This window comes from Mycobacterium sp. 663a-19 (genome assembly GCF_035616495.1).
Taxonomy (GTDB): Bacteria; Actinomycetota; Actinomycetes; order Mycobacteriales; family Mycobacteriaceae; genus Mycobacterium.
In genome coordinates this window covers 284,205-306,349 of the sequence record NZ_JAPJAV010000001.1, presented here as the reverse complement: position 1 = coordinate 306,349, position 22,145 = coordinate 284,205, and the positions used below count along the sequence as shown (strand labels likewise).

General features: G+C 64.5%; 24 protein-coding genes. 9 read left to right on the top strand and 15 right to left on the bottom strand.

What is annotated here, in order from left to right; genetic code table 11:
* The first annotated feature begins 33 nt into the window (after window positions 1-33).
* Window positions 34-420, top strand: coding sequence for a hypothetical protein (locus OQ968_RS01545; RefSeq protein ID WP_324675007.1), 387 nt, complete (start codon window positions 34-36; stop codon window positions 418-420).
* Here OQ968_RS01545 and OQ968_RS01540 read toward each other — a convergent pair.
* Entirely contained in the window at window positions 336-1,037 is a 702-nt protein-coding gene (locus OQ968_RS01540) for a helix-turn-helix domain-containing protein (RefSeq protein ID WP_324673960.1), read from the bottom strand. The two genes, OQ968_RS01545 and OQ968_RS01540, sit on opposite strands and share 85 nt — an antisense overlap.
* 182 nt (window positions 1,038-1,219) lie before the next feature.
* Here OQ968_RS01540 and OQ968_RS01535 point away from each other — a divergent pair, with 182 nt between their 5' ends.
* Window positions 1,220-2,515 carry a cytochrome P450 gene (locus OQ968_RS01535; RefSeq protein WP_324673958.1) on the top strand — a complete coding sequence of 432 codons (1,296 nt, stop codon included), beginning with the start codon at window positions 1,220-1,222 and terminating at the stop codon, window positions 2,513-2,515.
* 114 nt (window positions 2,516-2,629) lie between these two features.
* Here the strand turns inward: OQ968_RS01535 and OQ968_RS01530 are convergent, their stop codons facing one another.
* Genes OQ968_RS01530 through OQ968_RS01515 form a run of 4 tightly spaced genes read right to left on the bottom strand, consistent with a single transcriptional unit; the run spans window position 2,630 to window position 5,039 of the window.
* Window positions 2,630-2,911 carry a cytochrome C oxidase subunit IV family protein gene (locus tag OQ968_RS01530; RefSeq protein ID WP_324673956.1) on the bottom strand — a complete coding sequence of 94 codons (282 nt, stop codon included), beginning with the start codon at window positions 2,909-2,911 and terminating at the stop codon, window positions 2,630-2,632.
* A gap of 3 nt (window positions 2,912-2,914) precedes the next feature.
* Window positions 2,915-3,493, bottom strand: coding sequence for a cytochrome c oxidase subunit 3 family protein (locus OQ968_RS01525; RefSeq protein WP_324673954.1), 579 nt, complete (start codon window positions 3,491-3,493; stop codon window positions 2,915-2,917).
* A complete protein-coding gene (locus OQ968_RS01520) occupies window positions 3,490-4,266 on the bottom strand; it encodes a hypothetical protein (RefSeq protein ID WP_324673952.1) in 777 nt (258 codons plus the stop codon). Before OQ968_RS01520 ends, OQ968_RS01525 begins: the two co-directional genes overlap by 4 nt.
* Window positions 4,263-5,039, bottom strand: coding sequence for a hypothetical protein (locus tag OQ968_RS01515; RefSeq protein ID WP_324673950.1), 777 nt, complete (start codon window positions 5,037-5,039; stop codon window positions 4,263-4,265). Before OQ968_RS01515 ends, OQ968_RS01520 begins: the two co-directional genes overlap by 4 nt.
* A gap of 99 nt (window positions 5,040-5,138) precedes the next feature.
* On the opposite strand from OQ968_RS01515, the gene OQ968_RS01510 reads away from it, so the two are divergent.
* Complete coding sequence (locus OQ968_RS01510; protein WP_324673948.1) at window positions 5,139-5,741, top strand: helix-turn-helix domain-containing protein; 603 nt, start codon at window positions 5,139-5,141, stop codon at window positions 5,739-5,741.
* Between the two features lie 33 nt (window positions 5,742-5,774).
* Here OQ968_RS01510 and OQ968_RS01505 read toward each other — a convergent pair whose 3' ends face one another.
* The gene (locus OQ968_RS01505) at window positions 5,775-6,194 is read right to left on the bottom strand and encodes a hypothetical protein (RefSeq protein WP_324673946.1); all 420 of its coding nucleotides are present in this window, start codon (window positions 6,192-6,194) and stop codon (window positions 5,775-5,777) included.
* A gap of 193 nt (window positions 6,195-6,387) precedes the next feature.
* Between OQ968_RS01505 and OQ968_RS01500 the strand changes: the two genes are divergently transcribed.
* The 3 genes from OQ968_RS01500 (at window position 6,388) to OQ968_RS01490 (ending at window position 8,377) form a co-directional block, all read left to right on the top strand.
* The gene (locus tag OQ968_RS01500; RefSeq protein ID WP_324673945.1) at window positions 6,388-7,110 is read left to right on the top strand and encodes a hypothetical protein; all 723 of its coding nucleotides are present in this window, start codon (window positions 6,388-6,390) and stop codon (window positions 7,108-7,110) included.
* Entirely contained in the window at window positions 7,107-7,721 is a 615-nt protein-coding gene (locus tag OQ968_RS01495) for a hypothetical protein (protein ID WP_324673944.1), read from the top strand. The genes OQ968_RS01500 and OQ968_RS01495 overlap by 4 nt, the downstream gene beginning before the upstream one ends.
* A gap of 134 nt (window positions 7,722-7,855) precedes the next feature.
* Complete coding sequence (locus OQ968_RS01490; RefSeq protein ID WP_324675005.1) at window positions 7,856-8,377, top strand: hypothetical protein; 522 nt, start codon at window positions 7,856-7,858, stop codon at window positions 8,375-8,377.
* A gap of 7 nt (window positions 8,378-8,384) precedes the next feature.
* On the opposite strand, the gene OQ968_RS01485 is transcribed toward OQ968_RS01490, so the two are convergent.
* The 9 genes from OQ968_RS01485 to OQ968_RS01445 form a co-directional block, all read right to left on the bottom strand.
* Window positions 8,385-10,130 carry an MlaD family protein gene (locus OQ968_RS01485; protein ID WP_324673942.1) on the bottom strand — a complete coding sequence of 582 codons (1,746 nt, stop codon included), beginning with the start codon at window positions 10,128-10,130 and terminating at the stop codon, window positions 8,385-8,387.
* Window positions 10,131-11,360, bottom strand: a complete 1,230-nt coding sequence (locus OQ968_RS01480) for an MCE family protein (protein WP_324673940.1) — start codon at window positions 11,358-11,360, stop codon at window positions 10,131-10,133. It lies immediately after the preceding gene.
* On the bottom strand, window positions 11,357-12,778 hold the full coding sequence (locus OQ968_RS01475) for an MCE family protein (RefSeq protein ID WP_324673938.1): 1,422 nt from the start codon (window positions 12,776-12,778) through the stop codon (window positions 11,357-11,359). Before OQ968_RS01475 ends, OQ968_RS01480 begins: the two co-directional genes overlap by 4 nt.
* Window positions 12,775-13,893: an MCE family protein gene (locus OQ968_RS01470; RefSeq protein ID WP_324673936.1), complete on the bottom strand. Its 1,119-nt coding sequence runs from the start codon at window positions 13,891-13,893 to the stop codon at window positions 12,775-12,777. Before OQ968_RS01470 ends, OQ968_RS01475 begins: the two co-directional genes overlap by 4 nt.
* Window positions 13,893-14,915 (bottom strand): MCE family protein, encoded by a 1,023-nt coding sequence (locus OQ968_RS01465; protein ID WP_324673934.1) that lies wholly within the window; start codon window positions 14,913-14,915, stop codon window positions 13,893-13,895. Before OQ968_RS01465 ends, OQ968_RS01470 begins: the two co-directional genes overlap by 1 nt.
* Window positions 14,912-16,126 (bottom strand): MCE family protein, encoded by a 1,215-nt coding sequence (locus tag OQ968_RS01460; RefSeq protein ID WP_324675003.1) that lies wholly within the window; start codon window positions 16,124-16,126, stop codon window positions 14,912-14,914. The genes OQ968_RS01465 and OQ968_RS01460 overlap by 4 nt, the downstream gene beginning before the upstream one ends.
* 83 nt (window positions 16,127-16,209) lie before the next feature.
* Window positions 16,210-17,055 carry an ABC transporter permease gene (locus tag OQ968_RS01455; protein WP_324673932.1) on the bottom strand — a complete coding sequence of 282 codons (846 nt, stop codon included), beginning with the start codon at window positions 17,053-17,055 and terminating at the stop codon, window positions 16,210-16,212.
* A gap of 9 nt (window positions 17,056-17,064) precedes the next feature.
* Window positions 17,065-17,883, bottom strand: coding sequence for an ABC transporter permease (locus OQ968_RS01450; RefSeq protein WP_324673930.1), 819 nt, complete (start codon window positions 17,881-17,883; stop codon window positions 17,065-17,067).
* 386 nt (window positions 17,884-18,269) lie between these two features.
* Window positions 18,270-19,475 (bottom strand): CoA transferase, encoded by a 1,206-nt coding sequence (locus tag OQ968_RS01445; RefSeq protein ID WP_324673928.1) that lies wholly within the window; start codon window positions 19,473-19,475, stop codon window positions 18,270-18,272.
* A gap of 317 nt (window positions 19,476-19,792) precedes the next feature.
* On the opposite strand from OQ968_RS01445, the gene OQ968_RS01440 reads away from it, so the two are divergent.
* The 3 genes from OQ968_RS01440 to OQ968_RS01430 are packed head-to-tail and all read left to right on the top strand — an operon-like array spanning window position 19,793 to window position 22,097.
* Entirely contained in the window at window positions 19,793-20,494 is a 702-nt protein-coding gene (locus OQ968_RS01440; RefSeq protein ID WP_324673926.1) for an SDR family NAD(P)-dependent oxidoreductase, read from the top strand.
* A 27-nt stretch (window positions 20,495-20,521) separates the two neighbouring features.
* Window positions 20,522-20,719 (top strand): ferredoxin, encoded by a 198-nt coding sequence (locus tag OQ968_RS01435; RefSeq protein ID WP_324673924.1) that lies wholly within the window; start codon window positions 20,522-20,524, stop codon window positions 20,717-20,719.
* 13 nt (window positions 20,720-20,732) lie between these two features.
* Complete coding sequence (locus OQ968_RS01430) at window positions 20,733-22,097, top strand: cytochrome P450 (protein WP_324675001.1); 1,365 nt, start codon at window positions 20,733-20,735, stop codon at window positions 22,095-22,097.
* Window positions 22,098-22,145: the final 48 nt, after the last annotated feature.

The window sequence follows — 22,145 nt, the reverse complement described above, 5'->3', positions numbered from 1 at the left end:
ATCGCATACAGGTTGCTGGGCGCGGGCTCGGCGATGTTGGTCGCAGTGACGGGTTTATCGCTGAGCACCGGATCCGCACACGCCGACGACCCGGTGATGCATCACGTCAAATACACCATCAGCGTGCAGAATCCGATCTACGCCAACATCTATTACATCGATCACGAACCGGCGATGTTCTCCGACTACAGCCACAACCCCTACTCATTTACGCCGAACGTCAAGACCGACATCGCCCCGGACAAGCCGTGGAGCTACGAACTAGATTTGGCGAAACCCGAATACTGGGCCATGGTCGTGGTCAACACCGGCACCGAGCCCGGCACGCCGCAGTTTCATTGCGACTTGTCGGTGGACGGAACCGTCGTGGTGTCCAAGGACGGGCCCAGGGGCGTGCTCTGCTCGACCCGCAACTGGTGAACCACCCAGGCCGGCGGTATGCCCTCGATCGGCTGCGGCTCGCCCTCCAGGCGGCGCAGGTAACTCTCGACGAGCTCCAGGGTTTCGGCGTGACCGCCGGAAATGCCAACCGCCTTCTCCAGCACCAGAAACCGCGACAGGCTGGTCATCAGCACCGTCCAGACCACCGGGGGCATCTCCTCACTGGAGACGCCATAGCGCTGCAGCGCGGACGTCACCGCCTTGCGTTGCTCATCCCGGAAACGCTCCGCGTAGTAAGCGATTTCGGCGCGCAGCTCCTTTCGGTGATTCGCCAGCGCCATGAATTCCATGGAAATCCGGGTGAACGCGGGATCGGTGCCGAACCTCCACAGCGCCCACAACGGCTGAGGCGATTGCAGCGCGCGCGCCTGCACTTGAAGGCCCTCTTCGGCGCGCCGGCGGAAGACCTCGAGGAACAGCTCCTCCATCGTGCGGAAGTAGTAGTGCACCAGCTGGGGTTTGAGGCCCGCCTTGCTCGCCAGCCGGCGCGACGTGACCGCGGCGTAGCCCTCCTCGATCATCAGCTGCTCGGCCGCGTCGAGCAGCAGGCCGCGATTCTTCGCGTCCGGCGCCCCGATCCGGCGGGCCGATGTCATGCCGTTACCCCGTATTCTCTGCGCTTCCGTGCCGACCACACGGATCGTATCGTGGCGCGGCGTCGTGACCTTGACCCTGACATTACCGCCATGCTAAGCAGGTGCTCAGCACATTCTCGATATCGAAACCGGGCGGCAGCACGACTTGCCACCGAACACGCAGCCCAGGGGGACGCAATCCGATGAGCGACTTCGCTTCGATCGACTTCTTCACCGATCAGTCACTGGTCCCCGATCCGCACCCGTACTTCGACTACCTGCGCAGCCAAAACCCGGTGCTGCGCCTGCCGCATCACGGGGTCGTCGCCATCACCGGCTACGAGGAGGCCACCGAGGTCTACAAGGACCCCGACACGTTCTCGAACATCGTCGCGCTCGGCGGGCCCTTCCCCCCGCTGCCCTTCCAACCCGAGGGCGACGACATCAGCGCGCAGATCGACGAGCACCGCAGCTACTTCCCGATGTACGAGCACATGGTCACTATGGACCCGCCCGAGCACACCCGGGCCCGATCGGTACTGAGCAAGCTGCTGACCCCGAGCCGGCTGAAGCAGAACGAGGAGTTCATGTGGCGCCTCGCCGACCGCCAGCTCGACGAGTTCCTGCACAACGGCGAGTGCGAGTTCATCTCCGAATACTCAAAGCCGTTCGCCACGTTGGTGATCGCCGACCTGCTCGGCGTCCCGGAGGACGACCACAAGGAGTTCCGCACCGTCCTGGGCGCCGACCGGCCCGAGGCGCGGGTGGGTGCCCTGGACCACGAGTCGGTCGGCATCAACCCGCTGGAGTGGCTCGACGACAAGTTCTGCTCCTACATCGAGGATCGGCGACGCGAACCGCGCAACGACGTGCTGACCTCGCTGGCCAATGCGAAGTATCCGGACGGATCGACGCCGCCGGTCATCGAGGTGGTCCGCTCGGCCACGTTCCTTTTCGCCGCGGGGCAGGAGACCACCGCCAAGCTGCTCAGCGGCGCGTTGCAGGTGATCGGCGATCGGCCGGACATCCAGCAGCGGCTGCGCGACGACCGCAGCCTGATTCCGAATTTCATCGAGGAATCGCTGCGCATGGAAAGCCCCGTGAAGAGCGACTCGCGGCTGGCCCGCAGGGCCGCCCGGATCGGCGGCGTCGACATACCCGCGGGCACCGTCGTAATGGTGCTGCCGGGCGCCGCGAATCGCGATCCGCGCCGGTTCGAAAACCCGCACGAGTTCGATCTCAACCGCAAGAACGTCCGCGAACACATGGCCTTCGCCCGAGGCGTTCACTCGTGCCCCGGTGGGCCGCTCGCCCGAGTGGAGGGACGTGTCTCGATCGAGCGCATCCTGGATCGGATGTCGCACATCGAGATTGACGAGGCCCACCACGGGCCGAGCGCCCACCGCCGCTACACCTACGAGCCGACGTATATCTTGCGCGGCCTGAGCCAACTGCACCTGACGTTCACGACCGCCGATTCGGTGGCAGCTGCGAGCTGAGCGTTCTCGCGGGTTGCAATCAGGTCTCTTCGAGATCGACGGTGGCGCGAAAAAGAGCGAGTAACTTGCACGCCAGCGTCAATCTCGGTGTCCAAGACGTCTCCCAAGCCGGAACTACCCCACCTGCATGCCGATGAAGTAGCAGGCGAGCATGCTTGCCGCGATGAGCACGACCCAGGCGTCGGTCAGGCGGCACAGCAGGACCGGGGCCTGGCGGACTTCCATGAATTCCCGAAAGATGATGCGCACCTTGATGACTGCGATCACGATCACGGCTGACGTGACCGCGGCGCTGGCGGTGTTCGCGCGATCGGCGCGGTCGATCCACAGATACGCCAGGGTGAGCGAGGCCAGCACCACCCAAACGATCAGCAGCCTCTTGTTGAATTTGACCACCGATCACCTCACCACGTAGAGCATCGCAAAGATGAGCACCCAGAGGAAGTCGACGGTGTGCCAATAGGTGGCGCATGTTTCGACAAGTTCCTGGGATCGCCGTGCGGGACTTCGCAGTTGATAGACCACGACGCCCAGGACGACGAAGCCGATCAGCAGGTGCACGAAGTGGATTCCGGTGAGGAAGAAGTAGTAGGTGAAGAAGTCGTTGCTGTCGAATCCATTTCCCATGCGGACCAACCGGGCCCACTCGAACACCTTGAAAAGCAGGAAGATTGCGGCGAATGCGGCCGTGATGTAGACGTCCCTGAGCGCCGCCCGGTAGGCGCCGGCGCGCGATGACTGCACACACCGCGCTACTGACCAGGAGCTCAGCAGTAACACCAGCGTATTGAAAACCCCGATGCGTAGGTCCAGCTGCGCCTGCGAGTGCAGGAAGAGCTCGGGGCTTCGGGCGCGATAGAACAGGTAGAAGCCGAAATATCCGGTGAAGACCAGCGTTTCGAACAACACGAACGCCCACATGTCCGGCTGCCCGGGCACGAACCTGGCCGGCTTGTCCTTCCTGGCGAGGTCCGTCATTGCGTTGCCACCGCCTTGCGCGCGAGGTCGGGCAGGGGCCCGGTGCCGAAGTCTTCGCGGCGGATCATCCGAAACAGCATCACGATGAAAGTGACTTGGTAGACGCCGAACACGACCATGTCCAGCCACCACGCGATCTGGCCGTTCCATGCCAGCACGCCGCGCTGGAAGATCCAGCAGGGCGCCACCACGACCTCGGTGAGCGCGTTGCACAGGTTCAGATAGCCGAACCACTTGGGGAACACCCGATTCTTGTCGAGCAGAATCGCGAGCATCCAGATCAGCGAGCCGATCAGGAACACTCCCATGGTTCCGTCGAAAGACAAGAAGGCGAAGTCGTAGAGCCAGCCGATCGCCTTCGGGTCGCGCTCGGGCCGCAACGTCCCGACGATCAGCGCGACACAGAGCAGCAGCAGGCCCGGAAGCGCGCTGAGCGAGTAGATGAGCAGATACGAGTACCCGAAGGCACGGCTGACCGACATGCGCCGCATCGAATACGCGATGAGGGCGTTGTTTATCGCCGTCATGCCGGTGATGGCGAAAATGACACCCAGGCCAATCGGTATCCCGAGGTGACGTTCATGGAACCAGTGGACCTGCGTCGCGAGGTCCCAGGTGGGTTGCGGCGGGGGCTGGACTTGCGCCACCACGAAAATCATCGCAAAGAAGACGTTGTAGAAGACGATCATCACCGCCCAAGCCAGCCACAGCTCGCGCTTGGGGCCGCGCCACAGCTGCCAGGCGATCCGCTGCGGCAGTGGCCCTGCACTCATGCGTCGACCAGTTGTTCTCTGGGACCGGCGTTCTCGGCGCGCTCCCGGTAAATGGCTTGGCCCAGAACCACGCCCATCACGATGATCCAGACGGCAATGGCAATGTTTTTCACCCAGAACGTCAAGAAGCCGTCCCACGCCAGCGGCCCGGTCAATGACACGCCGACGAAGGCGGCGGGCACCAGAGCGGCCGCCACCAGAAGGTTGAAGTGAGCCACCCAACGGCCGAATATCGGATGCGGCTGATCGTCGAAATAGATTGCCAGGGCGAGGATCACGCTTTGCCCGATCAGAAACGGAACCACGATGGTGAACGTGATCCAGCCGAAATCGTTGAGCAGCTGTGTCAGCTCCGGGCTTCTCTCGGGACGGAAGGCGGCCAGCAGCCAGCAGACGTTGGCGACGAGAAACAGGGTGGGACCGCCGGCCACGCAACCCAGCATCGCGTAGGAGAAGATCGGCGTGCGATGCGCCATCCTGCGGATCTGCAGCACGACCAGAACCAGCACCGGGACCAGGCAGACGCCGAACCAATTGAAGACGATCATGCTGTAGCGGATCTGTGGCAGGCGCGCCGGATCGCGATAGAACGCGGCCACCTGGTCGGCCGACATGCTGGGTGACATCGGCGGATTGAATGCCGGAAACAGGAAGAAGGCGGCGATCCAGATGATCACCGTCGCCGGCAACGTCCACAGCAGAATCAGCTCACCATCGGTCCGCCGTCGGGCAACGCGGCCTGCCGCCGCATCGCCCCCGCCGACGTCGGACATCGGTACTCCTCCCCACGCGGTCGCCTGCCTACACGACTAGTCAGCGAAACTAGCCGATCGGCTAGCCTCGGTCAATAGCCGATCGGCTAGTCTCGTTCTGTGAGAGCAGCACGACAGCCGGACACCGACGGCGAGCTGAGGATCGTCCAGCACAGCCCGGCCCGCACGCGGGTACTCGATGCCGCGCTGGACCTGATCGCCGAGCACGGTGCCAGCGGTACATCGCTGCAGATGATCGCCGACGCCGTGGGGATCACGAAAGCTGCTGTCTACCACCAATTCCGGACCAAAGACCAGATCGTGCTCGCGGTTTCTGAGCGCGAATTCAGTCGACTGCTCCCGGCACTCGAGGAAGCGGAAGCGCACGGCGACGGGCCGGAGGCGCGCGACGCGCTGTTGGTTCGCATGGTCGAGATGGCGGTTCGCGATCGCCAGTTGGTCCGGACGCTGCAGTTCGATCCCGTGGTGGTTCGACTGCTGGCCGAGCACGAACCGCTGCGACGTTTCATGGACCGCGTGTATCGAGTGCTGCTGGGCAACGCCGGTCTGGATGGACGGATCGAGGCGGCCATGTTCTCGGGCGCGATCAGCAGTGCGGTCATGCACCCCCTGGTCGCCGATATCGACGACGAGACGCTGATCGATAGGCTTACCGAACTCAGCCGGCGCCTACTCGGTCTGCATCTGGAAGCACACGACTGACCGACGTGTCATCCGGCCGAACGATGCGTGCGGCTAGGTGTCGGCGCGGATCCAGCTCAAAATGCCGTCGTGGGCATAACAGATCAGGAACAGACCGTCGGGCGCCTGCGCGACGTAGTTCTGGTAGTTCTGGCAATTGGCGCCTTCGTCCTTGACCCCCGCCATCGGCGGTGACCGGAACCATCGCGGCTGGTATCTCCGCGGTGAGCCGCAGAACATCAGCCGTCCGGGTTGCGCGGCGGGGGGAACGTTGCTGTCGTCGACACCGAAGACGTAGTAGGTGGTGTTGTCACACGGCGCTCCCAGGACCTGATGCGGCATGATGCCCGGGGTGCAGGCGGGGTAGTCGCAGACGGTCGGCCCGGCGAAAGATGGCGGCGCCGCCAGCACGCCGGCGCCGATTAACGCGGCAAACAGGGCCACGATTGATCGCACGCAAATACTGTGCCACATCCGGAAAGATCCGGAAAGAAAATTCTCCTCCTCGGAGAAGGTCGCCTGGGCCAGGCCGGTCGTCCGTTCCGGCCGCCCCCGAACACCCCTCGGCCTGGTGCCCGACGAGCGAGCATTTCCGCATGTAAGAGCCTCGGAGGGAGCCACCCGATGCCGGCGTTGAGCCCAGGCCGAAGTGATAAGCTGCTTCTCCGTGCAAGATCCGGATGGGCCCGACGCCGACCGTTGTGACGAGCCGGCGGACGTGGACGCCGAAGACGAAGTTGCCGCGGCGGAAGCGCGCGCCGAGGCGGCTCGGGCCCGCCTCGCGAGGCTGCGCGAGGCTGCCCAAGATGCCGAGCGGCGCTCCGCGAAGTCGACCCGGAGACGGATCCGGTTGCCGCGGCGTCCCCGGCGACTGCGGCGTCCCACGCGCCCGCGGTGGCTCCGACGTCCGGGGCGGAAAGCAATAGCCGCCGGCGTCGGCGTCGTGCTCGCCTCCGTTTCCCTCGCGGCGAGCGGCTACATGGTGTGGCAGCACCGCACCACCGTGCACAAGCAACAGATCACCGCCGAGTTCGCCGCCGCGGCCCGGCAGGGGGTCACGGCGCTTCTGTCGATCGACGCCAACCATGTCAGGGACGACTTCCAGCGCATGATCGACGACTCCACGGGCGACTTCAAGGCCCAGCTGTCGGCGTTGTCAGGCCTGCGGGCCAAGCAGGCGGAGGAATCGAAGGTGACCAGCAAGGGCACCGTGGAAGCCGTCGCCGTCGAGTCGCTCAGCGATGATTCGGCGGTCGTGCTTGTCGCGGCGAAATCCGATGTCACCAACCCGGACAACACGAAACGGCCAACGGTCCCGCTGCGGATCAGCGTTGGCCTCAAGCGCGACGGCGGTCAGCCCAAGATGTCGAAAGTCGACTTCCTGCAATGACTGTCGAGCCTGGCTCGTCGCTGGACGACATCGAGACCACAGCGTCCGACATTGAGTCGCCCCCCGGCTCCGCGGGATCGGCTCGCACCGGTGGGCCCGCCACGATCGGGCGCTGGATCCGCCGGTGCAGGGCGAGGTGGCGTTGGATAGTCGCGACGATGCTGGTCGTTACCGCGGTGGGCGTCGCCGCCGGTTTGTACTTCAATCTGTACCGGCCGGATCAGCGGGTCGGCGACGCGGTGGCCCACCGGGCGATCCAGGCGGCGTCGGAAGGTTCCGTGGCGGTGCTGTCGTACTCTCCCGACAACCTGGACCGCGACTTTTCCAAGGCGAAGTCATATCTCACCGGTGATTTTCTCGCCTACTACACCAAGTTCACCGAACAGATCGCGGCGATGGCACAGCAGAAGCAGGTCACGCAGACGGCCCAGGTGGTTCGGGCCGCCGTCTCGGAGTTACACCCGGATTCCGCCGTCGTGCTGGTGTTCATCAACCAGACCGCCAAAAGCAAGGAGAAGCCGGAACCGCAGACAACCGCGAACACCGCCCGGGTGACGTTGACGAAAGTCAATGGTGCCTGGCTGATCTCGATGTTGGATCCGCTGTCGTGACCGCTGCCATTTCTGGTCCGATCGGCATTTTGTCGGAGCCGAACCGGTGTTAATCTCATTGCACGAAAAGCCGCAAGCAATGTCGAAAACCGCATAACAATGTCGGTTAATTGAAGCGGGTGGAGGAGCGCCTGATGCGTTCAGTTCGAACACTCACTACCGCAACGCTGGTGGCCGCCACCGTATTCGGCGGTTTGGGCACGGCATCCACAGCCCGGGCGACAACAAAGGAAGAAGTGGCCGTCAACGGCACATTCCGCGCCACCTCCATCGGCGATTGGGCCCAGAGGAACGATCAGTACTACGGCGAGCCGACGGTCGTCCAGACATGGACCATCAGCTCGACGTGCGAAACGTTTCAGGAATGCCACGGCACGGTGACGAGCGACCAGGGATGGAGTGCGCCCCTATATATGAATGACGGGGAGATGTGGAAGGTCAAACGCGAGGTCCGGGACTGGGAGCGGTGCGAGGACGGCACCGCCTACACCGGACAGCAGACTTTCTTTTTCTATCCCGTGAACGACTACGGCGGATATCAGCTGGGGTCGCCGACGATGGCCGGAAAGGACAAGACGGTCGGCCCGAGCGGTGCCTGTGGGCAAAATCAGTGGCTCGATATCACGATGCCGTTGCGCCTGGACAAGATAGGCTGACTCGGCCTCAGGTGGGAAGCATGTCCTGCCACGTCTTGTGGGACTTCGGGGCAACGAGATCCGACTGCTGGTACAACTTCCCGTCCGGACCGACATAACGACCGGTGCGCGAATCGTACTTCGCCACCGCGACCGTCGGCGCGGGCTTAGATGCGTTGGCCCCGAATGAACTTGGCGCGGCCTGCGGCCCTTCGCCGCCGGCCGGGTCGGGTAGTGCGGCATCGGGAGGAGGCGGCGGTGCGGGCGCGGCGGGTGGCGGGGGAAGTTCCCCGGGTGACGGGACGTCGAGCGGCGCTATGGGCGGGAGGTCAGCCGACATTCTCGACATGGGCGCCAGCGGGGGTGGTCCCGACGACGGCACCGGCGGGACGGCCGCTCCAATCGTGCCCGGCGGTGGATTTTCTCCGCGCGGCCCGGGCGGCGTGCCGCGCGGCACCGCCCCCGGCGGCAACGGCGTTCCCTCGAGCGGGCCAAAGAGCCTGTCGTTGACGGTAACCCGGTCATCCACCGGCACGCCCTGGGCGATCAGGTTCGGATCCAGGGGGTAGGGACCGAGAACGTGCTGCTTCATCGCCAAAGGCATGTATGGCTTGTCGCTCTTGCAAATCTCGACGGTGGGCGCACGTTTTCCGGGCTTGTCCATGCAGGGATAGTTGCGGGCACCGCGAACCCCGATCGGTGAATCCTGCGGGAGTTTGCAATACAACCCGTCCGGCGTGTCGATGTCGGTGAGGTCGTCCGGGGATCGCCATGTGTTGGGTGGCATGAAGCCGACCGTGCAAATCGGCGGATCGTCGATCGTGAGCGCGAAGTCGCCTTGGGCCGTGCCCTCGGGATGGTTCTCCGCCTGGGCGGCCTGCTCGATCGCAACCGCCGACGGCAGCAACACCAGCAGCTGCTCCAGCGACGGGTGGTAGGTGACGCCGATCTGCCCGATGGTGGTCAGGTTGGCGAGCAACACCGGCAGCGTCGGCTTGACTTGTTCGAGAAGCCGGGAAGCTTCGTTCGCCGCCTCCGGACCGTTTTGCAAGATGGTGCGGAAGTGGGAATCGTTGTTCACCAACGCATCCGAAATTCCGGCGAGGCTACGTGCCCACGTTCTGATCGAATCGGTGGTGCGTGCCTGCGTATCCAACAGCGGCCCGGTGTCTTCGGTTAGGGCCCGGGTGCGATCGACGACGCCGTTGGCGTCGCGCGACACCGTCGTCGTGGAGTCGAACAGCGACCCCAGGTCGTAACCGGAACCGTTGAAGCCCTGGAACGACTCGTCGAGCAACTGGCCGAGTTTGGTCTTCGGAATGCTTTGCACCAAGGCATTGACCTGGTCGAGCATCGGCCCGACCGCCTGCGGAATCTTCGTGTCGCGCGCGGCGATCACCGAACCGTCGTGCAGGTAGGGCGGCGAATCGGTTTTGGGTCGCAAGTCCACATACTGTTCACCAACCGCGGAGACACTGAGCACCTCCGCCGTCAGGTCCGCGGGGACCTTCGGTGAAGTGCTAAGCGACAGCGTCGCTTTCGCGCCGGTCGGCGTCAAACCGACGGACGTGACCTTCCCGAGCTGAACCCCACGATAGGTCACGTTGGAAAACCGGTACAGGCCGCCGGTGGCCGGCAGCTCCAGCGTCACGGTCATGCGGCCGATCCCCAGCAGCGTCGGCGCTTGGATGTAGAACAGGACCATCGCGATCACGCCGATGATCCCGACGATCGTGAAGATCGCCAGCTGGATCCGAACGAAGCGCGACAACATCTATCCGCCGCCTTCCGTCGGTGCCGGTGCCTGTGCAGCAGGCGGAGGTCCGGGCAACGGTGCCGCACCCGGCGGAGGCCCGGGCAGCGGAGGCAGGGCCGCCGGGTCGACCCACGGTGGCCGCACGGGATCGTGCAGCGGATCGTGGGTGTACTGCAGGTAATACGGGTCCCCGGGCGCCGGTACCAACGGCTGGTCCAGCTGGCCCCAGTGAGTCCCCAACATCAGTCCGCGCTTGAGGCGTGGAATCGACAGGTCCAGATCGACGTGCAGATTGAAGTAGTCGCCTCGGACGGCTCGGTCGACGAAGTTCTGCGTGAACGGGAACACGAACGCCGCCGCGAGCGCCGTGCCCAATTCGGGTCCGACGTCGGCGAGCCCACGGAGGGTCGGCTCCAGGTTCTTGAGATCCTTGACCAGGTCGGCCTGGGAGTCGTTGATCAGCCGGGTGGCGGTGTTACTGAAGACGCGAAGTTTGTCCAGGGCGGCGGTCAGCCGTGGGCGCTCCTTGATCAGCACATCGAGCGCGGGCGGTACCTTCTGCAGCGCCCGGGTGAGAACGTCGCGCTGGTCGGCGAATGTGCCGGCAAGCCGGTTCAGCGCATGGATGGAGTCAACAATGTTGTCCCGCTGGTCGTTCAGTGTTCCGACGAACGTGTCGAGTCGGGTGATCAGATCACGCACGGCACCCTCCCGCGCGGACAAGGCGACGGAGAAATTGTGGACGATCTCGCCGATCTGTCCCAGCCCCCCGCCATTGACGACCGCGCCCAGCGACGAGAGCGTCTGCTCGGTCGAGGGGTAGGCCGACGACCGGCTGAGCGGGATGGTGGCGCCCGGCTGCAGCCGTCCGGTTCCCTGCTGGCCGAGCGGCGTATTGAGCTCCACATGCATCGACCCCAGCAGGCTGGTCTGGCCGACGGTGGCCACCACGTTGGCCGGGACGACGACATCGCGCTTTACCGAGATCTCGACGTCGGCGTGCCAGCCCTGCACTCTCATCGTGCCGACGCTGCCGACTACGACGTCGTCGATCATCACCGGCGAATTCGACTCCATCGTACCGACATTCGGGAGTTCGACGTGGTAGATGTTGGCCCCCGGCCCGCGTCCGACCGCGCCGGGCAGCGGCAGTGAATTCAGGCCGTGGAATGCGCATCCCGTCACCGTCAACATCACGCAGGAGCCGACGGCGAACACCCGTCGCAGGGCCGCTACCCGGGCGATCATTGTTGGGGCCCTTCGCCAGGCAGCAGCATGCCCGACACGCTCGGCGCCGGTGGTGGTGCCATCGGTGTCGACGGCGGGGGCGGCAGCGGCATCGCCGCACCCGGTATCCGCGCCGGCGGAACCGCCCCCGGCGGTCCCACCGGATCACCGGGCAGACCGGTATAGGCGGATACCGCGGGCGGGATCTCGGGCGGTCCCGGTTTCGGCCCCTCGCCGCCGGGTGCCAGGCGCGGTTCGGTGTAGAGGATCTTGGAGGGGTCTATCGACTTCTGCAGGAATATGTTGATGGGAATCGGCAGGCTGTTGAAGTTGAGCACCCGCAACCCGGGACCGAGGAACAGCGAACACAGCTTGCCCGATTCAACAGCGGTGACGTTCTCGATGGCGCCGAGCGCCGTGCACCCGGGCACGGGCAGCGGAACCATCAAACCCGAAAACGTGGAATTCGCGAAGTTCATGATCCCGAACCCACCCACGATGGTTCCGGTGTCGGCGTTGTAGTCGTTGAAGAAGTTGCCCAGGGCGTTCGGCGAGGTGTGCAAGATATTTTCCAGAGCCGTGTGCTGATCGACCAGGGTCTGCGTGACGTCGGCCAACCGGGCGATCTGCTCGCTGGTCTGGTTGCGCGTCCCGGCGATGAAGCGCTGCACCTCGCCGACCGCCGTCGACAGGTCGGTCAGGGCCGCGTCCAGGTCGGACTTGCTGTCGTTGACCACGCTGGTGAGCGTGGCCAGGCGATTGTTGAACTGCACGATCTGCACGTTGCTGTCGCGCAGCGCGCCGACGAAGGTCTGCAGGTTTTTGATGATGTCGACTATGTTGCCGCTGCCGTTGGCGAGGATGCGGCCCACCCCCGACAGTTGACCGAGTGTCTGCCGCAACTTGTCGCCGTTGCCGTTCAGCGCATCGGCGGCGCTGTCGATGAACCGGCCCACCGACGTGCCCGATACACCGCTCTTGGGTCCCAAATCCGTTGCCAGCCGCATCAACTGGGTTTTGACCTCGTCCCACTCGACCGGTACTGCGGTCCGCTCGACCGGGATAACTGCCCCATCGCGCATGACCGGGCCACTATCGCGATAGGCCGGCGAGAGCTGGACGTAGCGGGCGGCCACCAGATTCTGGGCGACGATGACGGCCTTCGCGTCCGCCGGAATGGGCACGCCGTGGTCGACCTTGAGGGTCATCTTGGCGTGTGTGCCCTGCGGCTCAATGGATTTGATGTCGCCGACTTTGACACCCGAGACCCGCACCTCGTCACCGGGGTAGATCGCGGTGGCGGTGGTGAAATATGCCGTAATCGTCTGTGGGCCGAACACCGTAGCACGGACGAGCACGACGGCGCCGGCAACGATGAGCCCGACCAGGACAACGGCCGCCGCGACCGTCAACCTGCCGCGAGGGATCCGCGAGATCACTGTGATCCTCCGATCCTGCCGCCCAAGGTGCAGGCGGGGCACACCGGAATACCGTTGTACGGCCAGGGAGTCAGTGACCGAGGCACCGGTGAAGGATAGCCAGGACCCTTGGACGTATCGAACGTGCGGAATCCCCAGAGGTAGTCGATGATCGGTTGGAAGAGTTGCGGGGCAAGGAAGTTCGGGACGAACGCCTGATAGGCGTACATGCTGGAGATGCCCTCACCGACCGTGATCTCGAACTTGGCAAGGCCCGGCAGCGCCTTGCTGATGTTGTCGCGGTTCTTTTCCAGCATCGCGGTCACCGAATTCAGCCTCTCCAGCGTCGGTGCCAACTTGCTTTCGTTCTCGTGCACCAATGCCGTCAGCTGCTTGGCCACCGCCGACGTGTTGGCCAGCAGGTCCACGATCTCTTGTCGCCGCTCCACCAGCACTTCGAGCAGGGTGTCGGAGTTGAGGATGAGTTTGTTGACCTGCTGGCTGCGTTCGGAGAGCACCCCGGTGACGTCGCCGGCACTCTTGAACAGCTCGCCCAGGTTCTTGTTGCGGCTGTTGAGGGTTCGTGACAACCGGGTGAGCGCGTCGAAGGCCGGCCCCATTTGAGGTGCGATCTGGTCGAGCGTGGCCGACAGCGTGTCCAACGACTGATTCAGTGCCGTGGTGTTCGTTCCGGCGGTATCCGTCGTGAAGTCGCTGACCGCTTCCGTCAGCGAGTAGGGCGAAGACGTGCGCGAGACGGGGATGAGAGCCATTGGATGCATCGTGCCGCTGCCGGCGGACTCCAACGTCAGCGTCCGCTCGCCCAGCAGGGTGCCGGTGCGGATGTGTGCGGAAGTCTCCGACCCGAGCAGGATGTTGCCCTTCATCGCAAACGTCACCAGAGCATCGCCGTGGCGCAGCTTCACATCCGACACCGTGCCGACCTTCATCCCCGACACGATCACGGGGTTGCCGGTCGCAAGGCCACCGGCTTCGGAGAACAGCGCCTGATACCTGACCATCGTCGCCCACGAGATGAACCGGTCGGGTGCCAACCCCACCAGAATGACCATCACGATCAAGACCGCGCCGATGAATCCGGCCTTGATGAGCCCCACTCCGCGATACTTGAGCATTAGGGTTCCGTGCACCTTCCAGCTTCAGATCGGAATATGGGGGCTTTCACCGTCTTGCCCTGAAGATCCGTGCCGCGGATCTCCAACATGCAGAGGTAGTACGGGATGGTGGAGCCGTTCGCGCCGAGCCGAACCAGCTTGCGGTAGTTCTTCGGCGCCTTTCCGATTGCCGCGTCGAGGCGGTCCTTGTCGTCGTCGAGTATCGGCGCCAGCCGACTCAACTGATCTATCGTGCCCGACAGCGGCGGCCGGGCGCTGCTCAGCAGATCCGCCAGCGAGGCGGTTCCGTTGTCCAGGGCGTCGATCGCGGACCCGATGGTGTCGCGGTCGTTCGAGAGCCCGGTGACAAGCCGCTCGAGGCGATCGATCGCGGCCGAAAAGTTACCGCCCTCCTTGTCGATGTACGCCACCACCGTGTTGAGGTTGTCGATCAGTTGCTGGACGGTTTGATCGTTGTCGGCCAAGGTATTCGAAAACGATGTCGCCTTGGTGAACAGCGAGTCGAGAGTCCCGCCCTGACCCTGGAAGACCTGCAGCAGTCCTGCGGTCAGCGCGTTCACATCGCGCGCATTCAGGCCCTGGGTAACGGGTTTCAGTCCGCCGAGCAGCAGATCGAGGTCGAGCGCCGGCGCGGTGCGATCGACGGGAATCTGACCGCCGGCCGGCAGACGCCTGGTCGGGCCCGGACCATCGACGAGCTCGAGGTAGCGATCGCCCACCAGGTTGAGGTAGCGGACCGCCGCCCTGGTGCCCTCGGTGAGGACGATGTTGCGGTCGGCGTCGAACTTCACCACGACCTTCTTGTCCGGCCGCAGCGCAACGCTGTTTACCGTGCCGACCCGGACTCCGGCTACCCGCACCGACTGCCCCGGCTTGAGACGCGACACGTCGTTGAACACCGCCGAATACCCGGTCGTCGCACCCGTCCGGTACTGGCCGAAGATGAAGAACAGGAAGGCGGTCAGCATCGCCATCACGACCGCAAAGATCGCGAATTTGATCAGCGTGGCGCGTGTCCTCATCCGGGCATCCCGACCTGAACGGAGTTGCGTGGCGGACCGGCGATCGGGCCGTACAACAGCTGCTTGAGCAGATCGGAGTTGATCAGCAGCTGTGGGTTTCCGTACCCCACCGGGTCGGCCCCGATATCCGCAATCAGCTGCTTGGGATTCGAGTTGAACGGGATCCTCGGCAGACCCATGCACTGGGGGCCACCCGTCGCCGCAACCTTGGGCAGGTTCGTCGGATACCGGTAACGTTCGCCGCCCCACGTGAGGCTCGCGGATATGTTGATGCTCGGTTCCGACAACGGCGAACCGTGCCCGATGGTGATCAGCCCACCGAACGCACAGGTGAACACCTCGTGGTACTCGTTGGTCAGATCGGTGGTCGGCACCAGCAGATGGAACACATTCGTCAGCGGTTGGCGGTTTGTCGACAAGACGTTGTTGCCGATGTCGGCCAAGCCGATCGCGCTGATCAGCAACGCATCCAGGTTGTGTTGCTCATCGACAAGCGTCTTGCTGATCGTGGTCGCGTTGGCCGCGGTCTTCACCAGGTCCGGTGCCGCGTCGGCATAGGCGTTGGACACCGTTGGCAGGACGGCAAGGTCGTGCCTGAACGCGGGAAGGCTCGGCTCCAGCCTGGCCAGGAACGAATCCAAGTCGGAGAGCGATTGGCCCAGCTGTGGGCCCCGCCCGCTGAACGCTTGTGCCAGCGCACCCAGTGACTCGTTGAGCTTCGGCGGGTCGATGTGTTCCAGCACCGAAACCAGTTGCTGGAACACCGTGTTGACTTCGACCATGACGTGCTGACCCTGCAGCGTCTGGCCACTGTGTAGCCGCTGCGCCGAGGGTTGCTCGGGCGGTACCAGCTCGACGGACTTCGCGCCGAACACCGTCGACGACGCGATGTTGACGAGCACGTTGCTCGGAATGAAGTGCAGCTGCGACGGGTCCATCGCCAGGTGAATGGCCGCCTGGCCGTTGGGCAGCGATTCGATCGAGGCGACCTTGCCCACCTGCACGCCGCGCATCTTCACCTTGGCGTCCGGGTTCATGACCAGCCCGGCGCGTTGCGAGATCACGGTCACCGGCACGCTTGGGGTGAAGCTGCCCTGAAACAGGCCCACCGCCAGAACGAAGATCCCGACGACCAGCGCGACGGTGGCCAGGCCGGCCAGGGGCCGCGCGTACGAACGGGCGCCGAAGTGCTGCCCCGGCGCGGCGCCGATCGGCGTTGCGGCACTGGTGGTTTCAGACCGGTGGATGGGGCCCGGCCCGAGGTTTCCCGTCACTTTTCTGTTCCCATCCTCTCCTACCCGGATAGGTTGAAGTTGCCGTTGCTGCCGTAAATGGAAAGCGAGACCAGCAGCGTTACCGATACCACGACGATCAGCGAGGTGCGCACCGCGTTACCCGTCGCGTTGCCGACACCGGATGGCCCGCCGGTAGCGAAATACCCGTAGTAGGTGTGTATCAGCAAGATGGTCAGCGCCATCAACACGGCCTGTAGGAACGACCACAACAGGTCGATCGGGTTCAGGAACGTGTCGAAGTAGTGATGGTACAAACCCTGCGACTGCCCGAAGAGGAACGTCGTGGTGAACTGGCTGGCGACGAACGACAGGATGACGGCGATGCTGTACAGCGGCGTGATCGCGAGCATTCCGGCCAGGATCCTGGTGCTCACCAGGTACGAAATCGGCCGAATGGCCATGCTTTCCAGCGCGTCGATCTCCTCGTTGATCCGCATGGCGCCCAGCTGGGCGGTCACCCCGGCGCCGAAGGTCGCCGCCAGACCGATCCCGGCGACCACCGGTGCCGAGATACGCACGTTGATGAACGCGGCAAGAAAGCCGGTCAGCGCCTCGATACCGATATTGCCCAGCGAGCTGTAGCCCTGAACGGCCAGCGTGCCGCCCGCCGCCAGGGTCAGGAACCCGACGATCACAACGGTTCCGCCGATCATCGCCAAAGTGCCTGCGCCCATGCTGATCTCGGCGATCAGTCGAATGACTTCGCGGCGGTAATGCACCGCCGCAAACGGTATGCCGGCGAGCGATTTCCCGTAGAACAGGGTGTGGTCGCCGATCCGCCCCAGCGCGCCGACCGGCTTTTCGAGTTGATGGCTCAACCGTGGATATACAGCTCTCAGCGCCACCGCAGCCCCCTACTTCACCGTCATCTTGATGCCGATCGCGGTGACGACCACGTTGACGACGAACAGGGACATGAACGCATATACCACGGTTTCGTTCACCGCGTTGCCGACGGCCTTGGCGCCGCCGCCGGTGATGATCAGGCCGCGATAGCAGGCGACCAGTCCGGCGATGAGGCCGAAAAGCGCTGCCTTGACACAGGAAATGATCACCTCGGGCACCCCGGTGAGCAAGGTGATACCCGCGGCGAACGCGCCGGGGTTGACGTCTTGCACGAACACCGAAAACGTGTAGCCGCCCAAAATGCCGATGATGCAGACCAGGCTGTTCAACAACAGCGCGACCAGACCCGACGCCAACATCCGCGGCGTAACCAACCGCTGCACCGGGTTGATGCCCAGCACCTCCATCGCGTCGATCTCCTCGCGGATGGTTCGCGACCCCAGGTCCGCGCATATCGCGGTGGCGCCGGCACCGGCAACGATCAGCACGGTGACCAGCGGGCCGACCTGGGTGACCGCCCCGAACGCGGCACCGGCGCCGGACAGGTCCGCGGCACCGAGTTCGCGCAACAGGATGTTGAGCGTAAAGCTGATCAGCACGGTGAACGGGATTGCCACCAGCAACGTGGGGGCCAGCGCGACGCGCGCGATGAACCATGACTGTTCCAGGAACTCGCGCGCCTGGAACGGCCGGCGGAACGCGAACTTGACCGCGTCCGCGGACATCGCGAAGAGACCCCCAACCGCCTGCATGGGCCCGGAGAGATTCCTGGTCAGTCTCAGCTGGGGCAGTCCCGGTGACCACCGGTCGTCGCGGCTAACCGACATCGGCCTCAGATCCTTCCGAAGTTATGAGACCGGCAGTCTTGTTCTTGCGCAACGGCTCCGGTAAGTTCAGCTGAACCGGGGGTTCGGGGTCCACGCCACCGACGGCGAAATGCCCAGCGGGCAGCCACATTCCGGCGTTCGTCTCCGGCGTGACAGCCGCTACCACCCTCACGCCAGTCCTCCGTTTCGTTGCGTGAGTCGGCGCTCCAAGACAAGGCGGGCCGAACGAGACCACTTGTCTTGCAGCGTCCGGAGATTATGACTCATGCCGCGTCCAGGTGGAATGGAAAACGCATAACCGTTATCGGACGGCCCGGACCCTCCGCGCTCGCGCATGAGCGGGTCGACAGCCGCGACCTTCGGCTCAAACATTGGCAGCTCCGGTATCAGGTGACGGCGCCGGCCGTCTTGAGTTCGATGATGCGGTCCCAGTCGAGGCCGATCTCCATCAAGATCTCGTCGGTCTGCTCGGCGAATCCGGGCGCCGGGCCGGTCTTCGGCGCGGTGACATCGAACTGAACCGGGTTGGCGACCAGTTCGAGTTCACCTGCGCGCACTACGTACTCGTTCGCACGGATCTGCGCGTCGTCGGCCGCCTGCAGGGTGTCCTGCACGGGCGCCCACGGCCCCGCGAGCGTAGCAAAGCGTTCGCTCCATTCGGCGAGGGTGCGAGTCGCGATGGCCTTGGTCAAGATCTCGACCGCGTCGGGTGTGTTCGCGGCGATCTTCTCGACGGTGGCGAAGCGCGGATCGTCGGCCAGTTCCGGCTTGTCGATATGCCGGCACACGTCGGCCCAGAACTTGGTGGGCTGCATCATCACGAAGGATATGTAGCGGCCGTCGGACGTTGTATACAGCCCCACCAACGGGTTATTCGGCGCCCCGTGCACGCCGGGCGGCGGCGATTCCATTCGCTGGCCCAGGTGCCTTGTCAACGCCACCGTATGTCCCAGCGACCAAAAGCCGCTGCCCAGCAGCGACACGTCCACGACGGACGCTTCCCCGGTGCGCTCGCGCTTGAGCAACGCCGCCGCGATGCCGCCGGCGAGGTTGGTGCCTGAGATGGTGTCGCCGTACGCCGGCCCGGGCGGCGCGATCATGCCGGGCATCCCCGCCGGGGTGATGGTGGCGGCGGTCCCGGCCCGGCACCAGAACGCGGTCATGTCGTAGCCGCCCTTGGTCGCCTCTTCGCCGCGCGGACCGAGCGCGCTTCCGCGCGCGTAGATGATCGACGGGTTCACCGCCCGGATGTCGTCGACGTCGATGCCGAACTTCTGCCGGGCGCCGGGCAGGAAGCTGGTCAGGAACACGTCGGATCGGCGCGCCAGCTCGTAGAGCACCTCCTTGCCCTCGGGCACCGACATGTCCAGTCCGATGCTGCGCTTGCCGCGGTTGGCGTGCTCGATATTGGGGTTCGGGTCGCCTTCCACGCGCAACATGCCGGTCTGCCGAAGCCCGCGCTGCGGATCGCCGGTCACCGCGTGCTCGACCTTGACCACGTCGGCGCCCCACTCCGCCAGCACGGCACCCGCCGATGGGACGAACCCGTACATGGCGACTTCCAGCACGCGGATGCCCTCCATTGGCCTCATGCCGGTGTCCCCGTGTCGCGGCCGTCCTGCGCTGGCATTCGACTCCCTGGTGTGGTTACGGTCACGAAAATTTCATTCTCTTCCCCGGCGAATCTTACATTCGAGTCTCGAGAATTCAAGAAAGTCTCAGGAATGAGATCGGCCTGCTGACCAGCAACGTAATCGATGCTGTGTTGCCGCGCTAGGACTCTCAGCGCTGGCCGACTGCGGTTTTCTGGGTATGTTGCACGCCGCTTCGGCGCGAGAGTAAGGTTCTCATAATTGTAAGGGAGATTCTTTGTGACTGAGACGGCCCAGTTCGCGGCAGAGGCCTCGTCGTGAAGACCGCGGTGGTCACCGGTGGCGGATCCGGCATCGGCCTCGCGGTCGCGCATCGACTCCGTGCCGACGGCCTCGACGTCGCCACCATCGACCTCAGGTCGTCCGACGCCGACCTGTCCTTCACCGCCGACGTGACGGACCGCTCGCAGGTGGACGCCGCGCTGTCGGCGATACGCGCCCGGCTCGGGCCGGTGACTGTTCTGGTCAACGCCGCGGGCCTGGACGGGTTCAAGCGGTTCAACAACATCACGTTCGAGGACTGGCAGCGCGTGATCGACGTCAACCTCAACGGCGTGTTCCACACGATCCAGGCCGTGCTGCCGGACATGGTGGAGGCCGGGTGGGGGCGGATCGTCAACATCTCGTCGTCGAGCACGCAGTCGGGCGCTGCCTACATGAGTCATTACGTGGCGGCCAAATCCGCGGTCAACGGACTCACCAAGTCGTTGGCGCTCGAGTACGGGCCGAGCGGCATCACGGTCAACGCCGTGCCCCCCGGTTTCATCGACACCCCGATGCTGCGCAGCGCGGAGAAGCAGGGTTACCTCGGCGACATCGAGGAGACCATCGCCCGGACCCCGGTGCGCCGGATGGGCAAGCCGGAAGACATCGCGGCGGCGTGTGCCTTCCTGGTGTCGGAGGAAGCCGGCTACATCACCGGTCAGATATTGGGCGTCAACGGCGGTCGCAACACCTGAACGCACCCGATCCCTGAAGGAGACACCGTGAAGGTCTGGGTTGATCCCGAACGCTGCCAGGGCCACACCCTGTGCTCGATGATCGCTCCGGATTCGTTCCAGCTCAGCGACATCGACGGAACTTCGTCGGCGATCGACGAAGAGGTGCCGACAGAACATCAGGACAGCGTCCGCGAGGCCGCGCGGTCCTGTCCCGAGCAGGCCATCATCATCACCGATGAATGAGGGAGACAGCGCATTGAGTGTCGACGACGTAGTCAGCGACAGCGATCGTGAAGCGCACCGGTATCACTTCGACCGGCACACCGCCGAGTACCGCACGCGGTTCAACGCGATCACCCAGGAGATGCACGCCAAGTGCCCCATTGCGTGGAGTGATACCTACGGCGGCCATTGGGTGGCGGCGGGCAGCCATGAGGTGTTCGAGCTCGCCCGCTGCCCCGCGGTGTCCAACGATCACGATGTCAACAACGAGAGGCGTGGCTACAAGGGCATTTCCATCCCGACGGCCAGCCGCATCAACGGCGTGCGCGGCGGCATCCTGGAGATGGACGACCCCGAGCACCGGATCTACCGAAACGTGCTCAACCCTTATCTGTCGCCGGCGGCGGTCAAGCGCTGGGAGCCGTTCGTCAACGACGTGACGCGCGCCTGCCTCGACGAGAAGATCGAGGAAGGCAGCATCGACTTCGTCGACGACTTGGCCAACGTCGTGCCCGCCGTTCTGACGCTGGCACTCATGGGCATTCCGCTGAAGAACTGGAAGATGTACAGCGAGCCGACGCACGCGGCGATCTACACACCCGAGCACTCCCCGGACATTCAGCGCGTCACGGAGATGCACCGGCAGATGGGGCTCGACCTGGTCAACAACATGATCGAGATCCGCGAACATCCGCGACCCGGAATCGTGAACGCTCTGCTCGAGATGCGCATCGACGGCGAGCCCGCCCCCGATCTGGAAATTCTGGGCAATCTTGGATTGGTCATCGGTGGTGGCTTCGACACCACGACGGCCCTGACCGCCCACTCGCTGGAATGGCTTTCGCAGCACCCCGACCAACGCGAGCTGCTCAGCAAGGAACGCGACACCCTGCTCGACCCGGCGACCGAGGAATTCCTGCGCTACTTCACCCCGGCACCCGGCGATGGCAGGACCTTCTCCGACGATGTCGAACTCGACGGCACCCACTTCAGGGAGGGTGAGCGGTTATGGATTTCCTGGGCGATGGCCAACCGCGACCCGTCGGTGTTCCACGACCCGGACGAGATCATCCTCGACCGTAAAGGCAACCGGCACTTCAGCTTTGGACTCGGCGTGCACCGGTGCATCGGATCCAACGTGGCGCGCACCGTGTTCAAATCCATGCTCACCGCGGTTCTCGACCGGATGCCCGACTACCGGTGCGACCCCGAAGGCACCGTCCACTACGAGACCATCGGTGTCATCCAGGGCATGCGGAATCTGCCCGCCACCTTCACCCCCGGCCGCAGGATCGGTGCCGGCCTGGACGAGACGCTGGACAAACTGCAACGCATCTGCGACGAGCAAGAGCTCGCCCGACCGATTACCGAACGCAAGGAAGCCGCAGTAATCGACTGAGCCACTTCCTGGTCGGCGTGGCTACGAGTTATATTCAGGCCGATCGCG